Genomic DNA, 16279 nt, shown 5'->3' on the forward strand with positions numbered 1-16279 from the left:
GTCGATTTTAAACAAAATCGACATTGTCTGCATTTTATCTTTATCAGCATTCATTACTATTTTCATTAGAAACAGAATGAGAAGCTGATAAGGAGATTGTTAAAATGAAAAAAAGAGCGATATTGCTTTTGTTTATTATATTAATAATGGGTACAGGCGTTAGTTTCATACATGCTAAGGGGCATAAAAATATATCAAAAGAGGATTTACGATTAAGAGGAAAAACAATTGTAATTGATCCGGGGCATGGTGGAGGAGATAGAGGGACGAAAGGAAAGAAATTTGGAACGATTGAAAAAGATCTTAATTTAAAAGTAGCACAAAATATAAAAAAAGAATTAGAGGAAAGAACGGATGCAAAAGTGATACTAACACGCGAAAAAGATACAAGCTTACTTCCAGAAACGAAGCAAAAGGAAGAATTACAAGCGCGTGTCAAAGTAGCTAACGACCATTCGGCAGACCTGTATATCAGCATTCATCATGATGCTTTTGAGGATACAAATGTAAAAGGAATAACAACTCATTATGGAGCTAATAAAAGGAAAGATAAAAAGTTAGCTAAGACCGTACAAGAAGCTATTTTTGATCAAAATATAGACAGCCGTGATAGAGGCATTCATGGAAGTGATTTTCTTGTCTTACGAGAAAATCCTTCTCCATCTATCTTAATTGAGTTAGGATTTACATCTAATTCCAGTGATGAAAAAAGAATGAATTCAGAAGAATTCCAAACAAAATCGCAAAAAGGTATTGTGGATGGCATTATTAATTATTTTACGATGTAATAAATGGACAAATAGAAAAATACTATTCTTTCTAAATCTTAATTAGGAAGAGTAGTATTTTTTATTTTGGGTGTATATCCAGTTTTCAAATTTAAGAATTAACTTAACCTTATTCTTTAACTGATTTCGACATTATCTGCATTTTATCTTTATCCATCTCTATTAATCTATTTATTGTAAACATCGGTTGAAACGAATGATTCAGTCGAGTAAAGGCTCAGCCTTATAAATAATGAATATGAAAATTAATAGGGAAAGGATCGGAAAATAATGAAAGAATCACAAAGTAAGAAAAAAACAAGTCGATTAACTAAGGTAATAATATCTCTAGGAGTTGTTTTAGCAACGACCTTTTTCACATTCTTTTTAATTGGAAAATGGCACTCTACCCCAGCGAAGGGAGTAGCTAATGAAAGTATGAAACAAGTTAATACGCAACAACAAGAAAAGAAAAAAGAAACATCACCGGCAAAACAGAAAAGACCTGATGGAAAGCCAGTAGGAAAAGTTGTTTATTTAACATTTGATGATGGCCCTAGCGAACTGACTGGGAAATTTTTAGATGTACTAAAAGAGCAAAATGTTGCTTCAACATTTTTTATGCAAGGTAGTAATTTACAAAATACAGGTTTTCAGGAAAACGTAAAACGAGCAGTAAAAGAGGGACATTATATTGGTGCTCATAGTATGACACACAATAGTGATAAACTATACAAAAAGGGACAATTTGTACCAGAGATGAAAGAAACGCTAGCTCTTATCCATAATATTACGGGTACAACTCCTAAACTAGTCCGTCCACCATATGGATCTGCACCAGGATTAAAGGGAGAGGAAATTCGTAATCAAATTGTAGAAGCAGCAATAAAAGTTTGGGATTGGACAATAGACTCAAATGATTGGAAATTAAAAGATAATCCAACTCAGATTATCGAAAATATAAAGAAACAGACAACAGAAGAAGTAGAAGTTGTTTTAATGCATGAAAAGGCGCAAACATTACAAGCTCTTCCTGAAATTATTAAATTTTATAAAGAGCAAGGGTATGAATTTGGTGTTTACAATGATGCGGATCATTTTGGACTAAACTTCCAGAAAGATCAACGTCTATAACATATGAATAGGGATTGTTATAGGGTAGTGTATTGATTTATCGTAGGTAACCGATTCACTTCTCAAGGAGTATGATTATTTTCTGAAACATAAAAACCGTACATGTTACTACATTTTTTGAACAACTTATAAGTCAATAAATAAGCTAAAAGCTAATTTCCTTAGTGTACAGGGAATTAGCTTTTTTTTGTTGAGAATTGCCTGGCGAAGGAAAAGTATGTTTTTATTATCAAATGACTTCTGTTAATTTATATAAATCTAATTTATAAAGGGAAGTGAACTATTGCAATTGGTACATTTCATTTCCTCTTTATTTGGCTCGTATTTACTATATTGAAATCATTCATTAACAAACCGCTGCATTGATTATAAAACGTATTTCCTTATACCTAATTTCAAAAAAATAAGCGTTTACCTATTCTTTTTACGAGGTTATTTAATAACTAATTTTTAAACTGTTGATTCTTTAAATTATATCTATATAATCTGCATCTCATCTTTACCTATAACGCTTAATCTATATTTTGTAAACGAAAGGTTCGCATTGAAAACAAAAATAACATTGCTATATACACCATCGCTTACGAAATAATGACTTGAGAGGAAGATAGAAATGTTAAAGAAAGTATGTGTTTGTCTACTTACGGGGGCCGTTGCATTGACCTCCGCAGCCTGTGTAAATAACGGGGCTGAAAAACCATCAAATAAGGTTACTCAAAATGCTACGCATGAAAAAACATCGAAAGATAGTGCGTATAAACCTATTTTTAAAAACAGTTTATTCTTTGGAGATTCTATTACTGAAGGAATGATTGATCAAGAATTAATCGAAGATAAAAATATTATTGCTGACAAGGGGAAAGTTACAGCAATGGCTATAGAGGAAGATGTTAACAAAGTAGTAGAACAAAACCCTGAACATATTTTTATGAGCTTTGGAACAAATGATTTACTGATGCCTATGGACCTCGAAGGAAAACCTATCGAAAATCCAATTAAGTTTTCAATAGATAACTATTCCAAATTAATACAAAAAATAAAGGGGAAACTTCCAAATGTAAGCATACACCTTTTATCTGTTACACCAGTTGCAGATAAGGTATTACAGGAATATCCGCAATATAAACATATTGATGAATATAACGTGAAACTTAAAGAATTAGCAAAAACTGAGAAAGTAGAGTACATTGATTTATCCCCAATCTTTGAAAAAAACAAAGATGTTCATGATTCAGATGGTGTGCATTTTAAAGCGGATTATTACAAGATGCTACTTGAACAATTGAAAGGTTCTGTTAAGTAGTACCTATACTTAAAATTTACAGTTCTTATGCAAGGACTGTAAATTTTTAAGAAAAAATAATTGTAGGAGGTGAAAGAACAATGGTGTTCAGTAGTTTGATTTTTCTTTTCATGTTCTTACCATTAGCACTTATTGTTTATTACGTATCACCTAAAGTTCTTCGAAATTTGATATTATTTATCGTTAGTCTCATTTTTTATGCATGGGGTGAGCCGGTGTATATAGTCATTATGATATTCTCTACCATATTTGACTATGTTAATGGCATACTTATCGATAAGTATAGAAATCGTAAAGGTATTAAAAAGGCGATATTTATTAACTCTATTGTAATAAACTTAGGAATACTGGGATTCTTCAAATATTATGGTTTCGTAATAGAGAATATCAATACCCTTTTCAATTTAAATATTCAGGTCGAGGCGCTTCCTCTTCCGGTGGGAATCTCATTCTATACTTTCCAAACGATGTCTTATGTGATTGATGTTTATTTAGGGAAAGTACAAGCGCAAAAAAATATTATTTCTTTTGGTACTTATGTTACGATGTTCCCTCAACTTGTTGCAGGACCTATTGTAAAATACAGTGATATTGACAAGCAATTACAAGAAAGAAAAGTAACATTTGATCGTTTTGGTGAAGGAATGGAATTGTTTATTAGAGGCCTTGCATTAAAAGTACTTTTAGCTAATAATATAGGACTTCTTTGGACAAGTGTAAAAACAACTTCTATATCAGAACTTACGATCCTTACAGCATGGATTGGGATTATTGCTTTTGCTTTCCAAATATATTTTGACTTTAGAGGATATTCAGCTATGGCTCAAGGGTTAGGCAAAATGTTTGGGTTTGATTTTCCAGAAAACTTTAATTATCCCTATATATCAAAAAGTGTAACTGAGTTTTGGCGTAGATGGCACATATCGTTAGGCTCATGGTTTAGAGAGTATGTATATATTCCTCTTGGCGGAAATCGGACTGGGTTGCTCAAACAACTTAGAAATTTGTTTATAGTTTGGTTCTTAACAGGATTATGGCATGGAGCAAACTGGAATTTTATTATTTGGGGATTGTATTTTGGATTATTTGTAACAATAGAAAAACTATTCCTTTTAAAATGGCTAAAAAATAGAATGAGCTTTATCGGACATGTATATACACTTATCATTGTTTTAATCGGATGGGTATTTTTTGAATTTGAAAACTTATCGGTAGCAATGAATTTCATAGGAACGATGTTTGGTTTTAATCAATCCATTTTCTTGGATAATACAACTCTATATTACGTAACAACTAATTTTATACTGTTTATTGTCTTAGCGATTTGTTCAACACCATTCCCAAAAAGAGCATTTGTATATGTTAGAGAAAAGCTAAAGTTACTAGGTGCTATTGGCATTCCAGTTTTGTATGTCATACTAGCAGTGCTTTCAACGGCGTATTTAGTGAATGACACATATAATCCATTCTTATACTTTAGGTTTTAATGATATCGCATTAGTTTGAAAGGGGTGAGTTACTTGAATCAGTATGAAAAAATATACAAACACACAATGGCAGGGTTATTGACACTCTTTATAGTGGGAATGTTCAGTGTAAATTTACTAACTCCCAATAAAACATTTTCAGATGAAGAGAATAGAAAGCTAGAACAGTTTCCGGCGTTCTCTTTCCAAAATCTTATAGAGAAAAAGTTCACTTCTAACTACGAAAAATATATTTCTGATCAGTTTGCATTCAGGGACTTTTGGATAAACGTGAAGTCTGATATGGACTACACACTAGGAAAGAAAGAGAATAATGGTGTGTATATCGGTAAAGATGGTTTTTTACTTCAAAAGTTTAGTAAGCCTAAAGAACAAGATGTAAATAGCAAAATAGAAGCAATAAATGATTTTCATCTTGCAAATCCTGATGTGAAAATGCAAGTCATGTTAGTACCTACAGCAACTAGTATTTTAGAAAATAAACTCCCAAACTATGTTTCTCATAGTGATGAGCTTACGTATATTAATAAAGTAAAAAAATCTTTAGATAAGGATATAAACTTTATTGATGTATATCCTGTATTGAGTTCTAAAAAGGATGAATATATATATTATAAAACCGATCATCATTGGACTACTAAAGGCGCATATTATGCCTATCAAGAGCTAGGTAAAAATATGAATTTTGCTCCTAATCAAGATAGTTCATTCAACATTAAACAAATTACAAATAGCTTTTATGGATCCCTATATTCAAAAGCAGGCTTTAAAAATATAGATCCTGATAGTATTGAATTATATGAACAAAAGAAAGCGACCAAATATAAAGTAGAGTATATAGATGAAAGCAAAACGTCAACATCTCTTTATGAAATGGAAAACATTAAGAAAAAAGATAAATATACTGTATTTTTCAATGGGAATCATCCATTAATAAAAATAAAAACTGATAATACGAACGGAAAAAAATTATTAGTTGTCAAAGATTCTTATGCAAATTCTTTACTGCCTTTTTTACTACCGCATTTTAGTGAAATTCATATAGTCGACCTTAGATACTATACAGATAGTCTAAATATGTTGGTACAGAAAAATAAAATCAATGATATGTTAGTGCTTTATAATGGAAATACCTTCTTTGAAGATGTATCCATAAATGATTTATCTTAATAAATGAATTGAATATATTTAATGTATATCCTATCTATAACGAGCAGTATCCTCGTCTTTAATTTATTTATGTCAATGGCCGTATTCATTAAATATAAATCGTTACAATCCTGGTTCAAATTAAATGTTTGACCCAACTAAACGAAAAGGAGAATTTAAACTAATGATAAATTTGTTGAAACCTTTTAATATAAAATTCGTTATTACTATTATTGTTTGTACGATTACCTTAGGAGCTTTAAGTGGTTGTTTTGGAAAAAAAGAAAGTGCCAATAGCCTTTCAGCTACAGAAATAGGGGAGAAAATGAAACATGTTACTAACTTAGAAGAAATGAAAGAAGGAGATAGTAAAAAACTTCAAAAGCTATATAACATAAATGCTGATGAAGTCGAAAGTTTTGTGCTATATACTGCTCCTACAAATATCAAAGCTGATGAAATTGCTGCGATTAAAGTAAAAGATATGAAAAATGTAGAAAGCATTAAAGAGGAAATTTCAAATAGGATTGAAAAAAAATCAAAAAGTTTTAAAGACTATCTTCCAGAAGAATATTTCTTAATAGAAAAACGTGTCTTAAAAACAAAAGATAATTATATCCTTTTAGCAATATCAAAAGATGCTGATAAAGTTGAAAAAACGTTCGATGAAATTTTTAAGTAATATGAATTTGAAAAACAAGGGATTAAATAAAAACCTTTTCATATCGTGATTTTTTATTACTAAATCAACAGCTAAGCCAAAAGTCGATTTCCTATACGATAAGGAAATCGGCTTTTTCTTTCGCTACTGATATCTACTTTGAGAAGCTCGCTAATTTTTTCGATAGTTTTCATTCACCATTACAGTGTCTATTTCCGTTATGATAATGATTCTTTTGAAAAATTAAAATGGGATATTAAGAAAAACTTAAGTTATTTATTCACTTTTTATTAAGATATACCCATTATCTTTAGAAATGTCTTATACAACATATTTATCCTTTCAAAATTCAAAGATATAAATGTTGTCATAAATATATTAATTAACGAAAGGTGAAATTTACACATGAAAGAATTATTATTTAAAATTGCTGGAGTAATTGTAGTGCTAATCATAGGATTTTGGGGATTAACTTTTACAGAAAACGAGATTATAGATAGATATAATCCACTTGTGAAAGAAAAAGATGTGTATGTCCTTACTAAGGGCCCAGCAGAACCTGATCCTGATTTGCCTAGAAGATTTATGTACGTGTTAAATGGAGTGGATGAATCAGGAAATGAATCGGAAATTAAAGTAGGGGTTGCTGGCGAAACTGAATATCAAGACACATATATAAAAGTTCGAGTAAAAGGAAAATATGTTTTCTCATTAGAGGAAGTAAAAGAAAGTGATATTCCAGAAAAGGCTAAAGAAAAATTAAAAAAATAATCAAGAAATAGTTACTTCAAGACCAGATGTATATAATAAAAAGGGTTCCCCGTTTGTGGAGGAATCCTTTTTCATCTCACTGATGTATTCACTTCGTTTATATGTGTTTCATTCTAAAAATTCATCCTGTATAAAATATTAACTCCAGCCTTCAAAAGAAAACCGTAAGAATTATTCTCTCTTCTTTTGAAGGAAACCTTTATTTAATGTTGTTCTTTAATTATTACAGAAACAATGTTATTTCTAAGCAACATTTATGAGAAATAACAGCCTTTGATATATTAGGTATCGTTTACAATTATACTATTTCTGATGATCAAGTGGCCTAATTCAAAATATGAAACTCGATAGGGGCTATTTCGCATGCAAGTCTTTAAAATCTCTACACCTGGCTTTTAGAAAAAGAAATAACTACTATACTTGACGTTGTATAAGTTTAGCTTAAATAAGAATGAATTCAACTGAAATTTTTCTTTTTCCTAGACAGATGTATCCTGAAAATAAGGTTATACCGCTTATCATACATGCAGTTTTTGCAAGAACATATTTACATACCTTCCCGCAAATATGTTAGAAAAATCTTTGTAGCATTTGAAAATGTTTGATGTTTTTTCCAAAGAATATTTAGTCCAGCCTCTAGCTTAGGAGATAGGGGGCGGAAGCAAAGCGTACTTTCCTCAGAAGTATTCATAAGCTTATCAATACACAATGCGTAGCCTATATTTTCTTTTACGAGTAAGGAGGCATTGTAGAGTAAGTTATATGTACCTATAACATTTAAGTTTTCAATTTCCTCTCCAAGCCATCCTGATAATTCATTACTTACAGCGGTTTGTCTTGATATGATAAGAGGTTTATTTAGTAAGTCTGTTGGATGGATATAAGCTTTTTCAGCTAAGGGACTGTCTTTTCGCATAAGTACGCCCCATACATCAGTAGCTGGCAACTTTAAGTAATCATATTTTTGTTTATTTGTTGGCTCAATAACGATACCAAAATCTAATAAACCACTATCTAATTTGGTTGTAATGTCATCAGCATTGCCGCTATATAAATGAAATTTAATGCCGGGATGATGGGCAACAACTTTTTTTATAGTTTGTGCAATGAACTGCATTGCCTCTGTTTCTCCAGCTCCAATATGAATTTCTCCACTAATAATTTCAGATTGTTGATTAAAATTAGCTTCTGTTTTTTCTACTAAATCCACAATTTCTTTTGCTCGCTCTAATAAAAACATACCTTCGTCTGTTAAAGTGATTTTTCGATTTCCTCTTACAAACAAAGTAGTTCCAAGCTCTTCTTCAAGGTTGTTTAATTGTCTTGATAATGTAGGTTGTGATAAATGTAATGAATTTGCAGCAGCAGATATATTTTCTTGAGTTGCTACCGCAATGAAGTAGCGTAATACACGTATGTCCAAAAAACTCTTCTCCTTTGTATGCTTATTTGTTATAGGAATGTATTCAATATAGGTATTTGTTATATCGATAATACCATTTTATAATCACATTACCAAAAGCATTGATGAGAAATGAAAGAGGAGTTGAAGTGTTTTTTATGAAGAATTCAAAAAGTGTATTAATTTTTATATTAGCAGTAGGGGTTTTCGGTATTCTTAATACTGAAATGGGGTACATTGGCCTGCTTCCGGCATTATCAGATCATTTTGATGTAAGTGTTTCGAAGGCAAGCTTAATGATTAGCCTGTTTGCACTCGCCATTGCCATTGCGGCTCCAACGCTTCCTTTAGTTTTTTCGAGTGTAAATCGAAAAACAGTTATGTTGTTCGTACTAGCAATCTTTATTATCGGTAACATTATTTCAATTTTCACAACGAATTTTACAGTTGCTTTAGTTGCACGGGTAATTCCGGCTTTCTTCCATCCAGTGTACGTATCGATGGCTTTATCAGTAGCAGCAACTTCAGTTAGTACAAAAGAAGCTCCAAAAGCAGTTGCCAAAGTGTTTATTGGGGTATCAGCTGGTATGGTTTTAGGTGTACCGATTGTCAACTTCTTAGCAAATGTATTTACACTTGAAATATCGTTAGCTTTTTTTGCACTTGTTAATATTTTTGCGTTTATTATGACGATCTTATTTATTCCCTCTATGCCTGTTCAGGAAAAGCTTTCTTATGGTTCGCAGCTTAAGATTTTAACAAAAGGCATCACATGGCTATCAATACTTGCTGTAACTTTCTTAAATGGAGCAGTATTTGGAATTTACAGTTATCTAGCTGAATATTTAGATGTTGTAACGGGAATGTCGCCGTATATGATAAGTATTATGTTATTTGTTTATGGATTGGCGAATATTATCGGTAATATTCTTGCAGGGAGATTACTGACAGTAGCTCCTGTCCGTACGGTAATCATTTATCCAATTGCTCTAATTGCATTATATATTGTCTTCTACTTTGTAGCAGACCTTGCGATTCCAACGGCAATTATTATTGTAATTTGGGGTATTTTTGGCGGGATTGGGGGTAATGTCAACCAATATTGGATGATGTCTTCAGCACCTAATTCACCTGATTTCGCTAATGGATTATTTTTAACTTCTTGTAATTTAGGGACCACAATTGGTACCGGGATCGCAGGGATAATTATTGCACAAAGTGGAACGGAATATATTTTATTTGTAGGTATATTTGCATTAGTATTAGGATTCATTTGTATTCTGCTTCGCAATATGTTGTATAAATCTACAAATGCCTAAATGCTATTTTGCGTTACGTTACTGAGGAAAAGCGTATTCGAGGTGTGTTATGAAGAAAATGAGTAAGTTTCTATTTCTTTTCATTATAATACTACTATTAACTGCTTGTGGTAGTGAAAAAAATTCGCAAGAGAATGTGTATGAAAACAATGGAATTGGAAATCAAGATTGAATCATTAATCATGAAGCTGAAAAAAGGAAAGGGAAGGAAAATACAATGAGTAATGTACTTGTAAAATTAAAGTTTGAAAATGAAGAAGTAATAGTACGCATGGAAAATACGCCAACAGCTCAAGATTTTTTATCTTTACTACCAATGAAATTAACAATTGAGGATTATGCAGGTACTGAAAAAATAAGTTATTTACCTAGAAAGTTGTCGGTAGAAGGTACTTCAAATGGAATCGAAGCGAAACGTGGAGATTTCAATTATTATGCTCCATGGGGAAACGTAGCAATTTTTTATCATGATTTTAGGTTTTCAAAGGGATTGATCAAACTAGGAGCAATTGAATCGGGCATCGAAAAACTGGAACATCATACAAGTAATTTTGAGATGGTGATTGAAAAGGTTGAGTAAAAATCTCTAGTTTATTTCAAAAGCTAGTGAAATGAAACATATTCTTTTACAAAATAGTATTGAGGGCTCGTAGTATTTATTTAAACCTATTAGTTAAGATTATTCGACAAATATAATAATGATAATCTAAAGTATAGAATATACACATCTTAGGGAGGTCATATATGTGAAGAAATGGATAAAAATTACTCTGTACTCTTTACTAGGTATTTTACTTATGGGAAGTATTACGTTTTTTGTTTGGTCTCAGTTTACTTATAAACCAACGAAAGAGGCTTTGTCGTTAGTAGATGATAAAAAAGATGAAGATAATGTAGTTTTTGGAGAGAAAGATGCTAAAGTAGGAGTTATTTTTTATCAAGGAGCTAAAGTAGAAGTTGAGGCTTATAGTTACTTAGGGGAAGCTCTTGCAAAAGATGGATATGTTGTAGTAATGCCTAAGTTACCATTAAACTTAGCGATACTTGGAATCAATGCAGTAGACAGTGTAATTGAACAGTATCCTGAAGTTCAAAAATGGTATGTTGCGGGGCATTCAATGGGGGGAGCTATGATTTCTAAGTATGCTTTTCAACATGAAGACAAGGTAGACGGGATCATTTTCTTAGGTTCGTATCCTGCAGATGATTTTTCTACCAAATCAATTCCGATGTTATCAATTTATGGGGAAGTAGATGCTTTAGCAACTGTAGAAAAAATAGAGAACAATAAAAAGTTAATGTCTAAGAATACAACTATGCACATGATAAAAGGGGGAAACCATGCCCATTTCGGCATGTATGGTGAGCAAAAAGGTGATAATGCAAGCTTAATTACGTCAAAAGCACAACAAGATGAAACAGTGAAAGTAATTGAAGAATGGTTGTTAAAACAATGATAATTAATTTAATAAATTTATCGAAAGAATTCTCTTTTCTCGAGTGTATGAAGGGCAATAGATGAGAGAGGGAATAAAGAGCCAACTCATACGAGTAGGCTCTTTTATTTGTTTGGTACTTTCAATTTCCCCCTTATTTTCTCCGGAATATCCTTTTCAGAAATAACATCGTAAAAATAGACGTATCTTCCTTTTACATGAATTCTCAAGTAAGTTTTTCTTATAAAATCATTAGGAGTATTCGTTCCTACTGTATACTCTTCCTTATTTCCAGATTCATCAATGCCTTTTAGTGAGTACATAGCTCTTCCGTTCGTATGGTAATCGGGAACATCATATCCCTCTGCAACGGCATATACATTTTTTTCTTCAGCAAGTGGATTTAATATGTCCAGATCCCCGCGTAATATGAAAGGGAAACCTGTAAATATTTATGAGAACAGCTCATGTAGTAACTATAGGTTTTTGCATAAATAAAGAGTTAGATATATACGCTTTATTCCTATTATTTTCGGTTTTGCGGCATCCCGTTGTATTTAATTACCCATCCTTTGAAGTATTCAAATGCTTTTCGCAGAATAGTCGGGATTTTATTTATCTAGCGTTTCCATTTTGCTACTCTCTCTTAGATATTTTAATAAGTCTGATTTTTAGTTCTTACTATAACCTTTTAGCATACCCTTCGAATATCGATTTGGATATAAAGCGTTTAACATTTCATAAGGGCTCCCATTCCAATATTTTCTCAAAGGTGTCCATAATTTATGCTTTACCAACCATCTTTGAGTATACATATATAATAACTGTTGTTCTGTTAGCTTTTCTTTTTCTTCAATCGTCCATCTCAATGCTTCTAGTGCTCGGTTCTTGTTCCAAAATCCAGTAGGTGTATATTTAAATTCCCATTCTTTAAATCTTCCAGGGTATAAATCATTTAGCATAGAATAAGGACTATTGGCCCATAAAATTTGACATGGAGAAGTCAATTTATGCTCATTCAGCCATTTTATACTGTAAACTTGTGTTAATTGAGACTGAGTTAACTTTTCCTTTTCTTCGATTATCCATTTCAGTATTTTTAACGCTTTTTCTTTTGTCCAAAACTTGTTAGGAGTCATAAGAAACTCCCATTCTTTAAATCGATTCGGATATAAGGAATTTAACATAGCAAAAGGGCTCCCATTCCAGTACATAACTAAGGGGGCACTCAATTTGTTATATTTCAACCACTTTTTACCATATATTTTTAATAACTCTTCCCTTGTTAATTGCTCTTTTTCCTCAATCGTCCATTTTAATATTTCAATAGCTTTTTCTTTTGTCCAAAAATTCAAGGGAGCCATAGCTAATTCCCATTCTTTAAACTGATTCGGGTACAAATCTTCAATCATTTTATAGGGACTATTGCTATAGCAATGTTTAAGTGCACCACGGAGTTTGTATTTTACTATTAAAGGGGTGTTCCATTTTAATTTAATATCTTCTTTGTCCCACATTAAAATTGTTTCAATTAAATATTTCGTTACCCTTCTAGACAGTTCTCTATTTTCATTTCAAAATGCCACCTAATTTAAATTAAATTTTGTTAAATTATATTAAACTTTTTTAAAATAGCAAGTACTAAAATTAAGATGTTTTATGATGAAAAAATATCCAAATTTCATCATTTCTCAATTTTCTTTAGCATAGAAGCCGTTGTATTAGCTAATTTTGCTAAACCTTTACTAGCTAATCCTGCGCCCTTACTGTATTCCATAATCTTCTGGTCAACATTTATAGTGTTCGTATACGTAATATTCTTTAAATAAGCAATGAAATTTAATAGTATTAAATTATATTAAATTTTATTTACTTATATTTAATTCAGTGTTAATGTATATTTAATTATAATAAATTACATTTAATTTTTAGTTATTCTACCATAGTGAAAATATTTTAAATTTATAACAAGGTCGAAAAAGCTATAAAGTTTCATGAGTATCCATTGTTATTTTTTATAAATGAGTAAGGGGTATTTTAATTTTATTATTAAGAAAATTCAGGAAGGTGAATGAGATGAATAAAATTTATAACGAGAAGACACACACATCGATGAAACGACTGTTTAGCAAAGTCTCAGCCGAAGGGCCTGGATGTGCATATATTGCAAATTTTGATAATGGAGTAATGTATAAAGGCTCAGTTGGCTTAGCTTCGATAGAAGACAGTCTATCTATAACTACAAAAACAATTTTTAATATTGCTTCAATTACTAAACAATTCACAGCATTTTCTATTTTACTCTTAGAACAAGAGGGGAAACTGAGTGTAGATGATTCAATTATAAAGTTTGTCCCTTTCATAGGGGCATATGCTGAACCTGTAACATTGAGACATCTAATTCACCACACTGGTGGACTAGTTGATTATCAGGAATTAGCTGAAGCAGCGAATATTAAAGATACTGATAAATTAACCCCCGAAGAATCGCTAGAACACCTTAATAAGCACCAGAGTGCGAGGTTTCCAGTTGGAACTAAATTTGAGTATAGCAATACAGGATATTTTCTATTATCGCAAGTAATAGAGAAGGTGAGTGGTAAGTGTCTACGTGAATTTATGAAGGAGCGTATTTTTAATCCCTTAAATATGAAAGATACAACAATAGTGGACAGATTTCCAACTTCTATATCAATCGCTAGGGGGTACTTGAAGAATAAACAAGGCACATATGAAATCTATGAAAGCCCTTGGGAACATACCGGAGATGGCGGTGCTCATACAACTGTTGAAGATTTGGTAATATGGGGGGAGAATTTAACTGCAGGTACCGTTGGTGGAAAAGATTTAATGAAAAGGATGAGTGAAATTGGTCCGAAAATTTCTCCAACTGGGGAGACAATCATTGATGATGAAGAGTATGCTTTTGGATTGGAAATTGCAGACGGTTATAATTGCCGATATTTGGAACATTCAGGGAGATGGGTTGGTTATAGTTCACACTTCATACGGTTCCCAGAAGATGGATTATCTATTGTAGTATTAAGTAACTATGAGGATTTTGAGCCTGATAATTATGCTTATGAAATAGCAGAAATTGTTTTAGGAAGAGAAAAAAACAATAAGAAGTAGATTTGGATGTCCCTCAGATATTGGTTGAAAATACAGATTGATAATCTGATGTATCTGATAAGTTAGGATGGAAAAGTTATGTATTGAAAAAACCATTATATTATGAATACAGATTTTATAATTATCATAAATGAGAATGATCATTTAATAAACAGTTGATTTTCAGGATTTAATATGGTGCCAACTAATTTAAATCAGTATTCCGCAATCTGGCGCGATTGTGAAATAACATAGATAGGAAATGAACAAACCTTTTTATAAAAGATTGAAGTTTTATAAAATAAGATAAAAAGAGCCTACTTATACGAGTGGGCTTTTCCTATATCCTATATTACAATTGTCCTTTTATTTCCTCAGGGATATCCTTTTCAGAAATTACCTCATGCGAGTAAACATATCTTCCTTTCACATGAATTTTTAAGTAAGTTTTTCGTATAAAATCATTCGGAGTGTTAGTTCCTACTGTATACTCTTCCTCATTTCCAGATTCATCAACGCCTTTTAGTGAGTACATAGCTCTTCCGTTCGTATGATAATCCGGAACGCCATATCCCTCCGCGACGGCATATACATTTTTTTCTTCAGCGAGTGGATTAAATATGTCCAGATCTCCGCGTAACATGAAAGGGAGTAAGTATATAAGGAGGCCTATTCCTATTATGCAAAGTAAAAATTTTTTCATGATTGTTTCTCCTTTTGTCTATTTACATTTTTCAGTATAGAAAAAAATTCTTATGAATATAGAAGGGAATTCCTTAAGTTTTTCTTAAACAGGTTTTTAAAATAAGTCTATTTTAACCAAAATTTTCATGAAAATACCTTTCGAAGGAACATAAGTTCGTATATAATAAGAACAAACGTTCTTTTGTTAGGAGTGATAACCTTGTATGAATATTCTCTTTTACCGAATCGTATTATTTTATGCGTAGATCTTCGTAGCTTTTATGCAAGTGTATCCTGCATTAAAAAAGGACTTGATCCACGATATACAAAATTGGCTGTCGTTGGAGATGTAAACCGCAGTGGATCAATCGTATTAGCGGCAACACCACCATTAAAAGCGTTAGGAATTAAGAAGATGGCAAGGTTGTACGAAATACCGAAGCGGCCAGATATTATTATTGTGAATCCAATTATGCATACGTATATGAAATGTTCAACTTACATAACAGGTTTAGCTTTGCAGTATGTTGCGCCGGAAGATTTTCATCAATATAGTATCGATGAATTTTTCATGGATATGACCGCAAGTATTCATTTATTTGCGAGTAGTCCATGCGAGTTTGCCTTAAAGTTCAAGCAAGAAATATATGAACGTACGCGAATTGAAAGCACAATTGGTATCGGTCCAAACTCATTATTGAGTAAAGTATCGATGGATGTGGAAGCGAAAAAGAATAAAGATGGGATAGCGTATTGGACATATGACGATATACCCGAGAAGTTATGGAGTATTAGACCGCTCAGTAAATTTTGGGGTATATCGTATAAAACTGAAATGAAATTGAACCGAAAAGGTATACATACGATTGGGGATTTAGCGCAGTATCCGTTGAAGTATTTAAAACAATCATTTGGTGTAATAGGGGAAGAATTAGTGCGCCCGTAAGGGGGATGTTTGAATCTGTCAATAGCAAGACAGCAGGATATATTGCAACGCCTGTCATCACCTAACTTATCCGAGAGGGAAACCAAACGGGGAGTGTAGCATGTTAGGA

At 31.9% G+C, this 16279-nt stretch carries 15 protein-coding genes and 2 pseudogenes; 13 read left to right on the plus strand and 4 right to left on the minus strand.

Features of this window, described 5'->3' with window-relative positions:
• Positions 1-104: 104 nt before the first annotated feature.
• From Q3V31_RS11700 to Q3V31_RS11730, 7 genes are all read left to right on the plus strand, one after another.
• Positions 105-788, plus strand: coding sequence for an N-acetylmuramoyl-L-alanine amidase family protein (locus Q3V31_RS11700; protein ID WP_329765161.1), 684 nt, complete (start codon positions 105-107; stop codon positions 786-788).
• A gap of 270 nt (positions 789-1058) precedes the next feature.
• Positions 1059-1901 carry a polysaccharide deacetylase family protein gene (locus Q3V31_RS11705; protein WP_071734953.1) on the plus strand — a complete coding sequence of 281 codons (843 nt, stop codon included), beginning with the start codon at positions 1059-1061 and terminating at the stop codon, positions 1899-1901.
• A gap of 613 nt (positions 1902-2514) precedes the next feature.
• Positions 2515-3204: a GDSL-type esterase/lipase family protein gene (locus Q3V31_RS11710; RefSeq protein WP_329765163.1), complete on the plus strand. Its 690-nt coding sequence runs from the start codon at positions 2515-2517 to the stop codon at positions 3202-3204.
• A gap of 80 nt (positions 3205-3284) precedes the next feature.
• Entirely contained in the window at positions 3285-4691 is a 1407-nt protein-coding gene (locus Q3V31_RS11715) for an MBOAT family O-acyltransferase (RefSeq protein ID WP_071734951.1), read from the plus strand.
• A 33-nt stretch (positions 4692-4724) separates the two neighbouring features.
• On the plus strand, positions 4725-5861 hold the full coding sequence (locus Q3V31_RS11720; protein WP_329765165.1) for a DHHW family protein: 1137 nt from the start codon (positions 4725-4727) through the stop codon (positions 5859-5861).
• A gap of 163 nt (positions 5862-6024) precedes the next feature.
• The gene (locus tag Q3V31_RS11725) at positions 6025-6522 is read left to right on the plus strand and encodes a DUF4358 domain-containing protein (protein ID WP_329765167.1); all 498 of its coding nucleotides are present in this window, start codon (positions 6025-6027) and stop codon (positions 6520-6522) included.
• A gap of 384 nt (positions 6523-6906) precedes the next feature.
• Entirely contained in the window at positions 6907-7272 is a 366-nt protein-coding gene (locus Q3V31_RS11730) for a YxeA family protein (RefSeq protein WP_071734948.1), read from the plus strand.
• Between the two features lie 547 nt (positions 7273-7819).
• Here the strand turns inward: Q3V31_RS11730 and Q3V31_RS11735 are convergent.
• Positions 7820-8695, minus strand: coding sequence for a LysR family transcriptional regulator (locus Q3V31_RS11735; RefSeq protein ID WP_098403801.1), 876 nt, complete (start codon positions 8693-8695; stop codon positions 7820-7822).
• Positions 8696-8799: 104 nt separating this feature from the next.
• Between Q3V31_RS11735 and Q3V31_RS11740 the strand changes: the two genes are divergently transcribed.
• The 4 genes from Q3V31_RS11740 to Q3V31_RS11755 all read left to right on the plus strand — a co-directional run bounded on the left by Q3V31_RS11740 (position 8800) and on the right by Q3V31_RS11755 (position 11450).
• Positions 8800-9993, plus strand: a complete 1194-nt coding sequence (locus Q3V31_RS11740; RefSeq protein WP_329765168.1) for an MFS transporter — start codon at positions 8800-8802, stop codon at positions 9991-9993.
• A gap of 49 nt (positions 9994-10042) precedes the next feature.
• Positions 10043-10165, plus strand: a complete 123-nt coding sequence (locus tag Q3V31_RS11745; RefSeq protein WP_255286262.1) for a hypothetical protein — start codon at positions 10043-10045, stop codon at positions 10163-10165.
• 45 nt (positions 10166-10210) lie between these two features.
• Entirely contained in the window at positions 10211-10573 is a 363-nt protein-coding gene (locus Q3V31_RS11750) for a cyclophilin-like fold protein (protein WP_329765171.1), read from the plus strand.
• A 166-nt stretch (positions 10574-10739) separates the two neighbouring features.
• The gene (locus Q3V31_RS11755) at positions 10740-11450 is read left to right on the plus strand and encodes an alpha/beta hydrolase (RefSeq protein WP_098403802.1); all 711 of its coding nucleotides are present in this window, start codon (positions 10740-10742) and stop codon (positions 11448-11450) included.
• Between the two features lie 104 nt (positions 11451-11554).
• Here Q3V31_RS11755 and Q3V31_RS11760 read toward each other — a convergent pair whose 3' ends face one another.
• Entirely contained in the window at positions 11555-11881 is a 327-nt protein-coding gene (locus Q3V31_RS11760) for a YxeA family protein (protein ID WP_090814394.1), read from the minus strand.
• A 219-nt stretch (positions 11882-12100) separates the two neighbouring features.
• Positions 12101-13003, minus strand: a pseudogene (locus Q3V31_RS11765) (DUF4046 domain-containing protein); the annotation flags it as partial.
• A gap of 502 nt (positions 13004-13505) precedes the next feature.
• Between Q3V31_RS11765 and Q3V31_RS11770 the strand changes: the two are divergent.
• Positions 13506-14561: a serine hydrolase domain-containing protein gene (locus tag Q3V31_RS11770; RefSeq protein WP_090814395.1), complete on the plus strand. Its 1056-nt coding sequence runs from the start codon at positions 13506-13508 to the stop codon at positions 14559-14561.
• A 331-nt stretch (positions 14562-14892) separates the two neighbouring features.
• On the opposite strand, the gene Q3V31_RS11775 is transcribed toward Q3V31_RS11770, so the two are convergent.
• On the minus strand, positions 14893-15243 hold the full coding sequence (locus Q3V31_RS11775) for a YxeA family protein (protein WP_329765173.1): 351 nt from the start codon (positions 15241-15243) through the stop codon (positions 14893-14895).
• 201 nt (positions 15244-15444) lie between these two features.
• Between Q3V31_RS11775 and Q3V31_RS11780 the strand changes: the two are divergent.
• Positions 15445-16158: pseudogene (locus Q3V31_RS11780) on the plus strand (Y-family DNA polymerase); the annotation flags it as partial.
• Positions 16159-16279 lie beyond the last annotated feature (121 nt).

The sequence above is a fragment of the Bacillus nitratireducens genome, from assembly GCF_036320425.1.
Lineage (GTDB): Bacteria > Bacillota > Bacilli > Bacillales > Bacillaceae_G > Bacillus_A > Bacillus_A nitratireducens.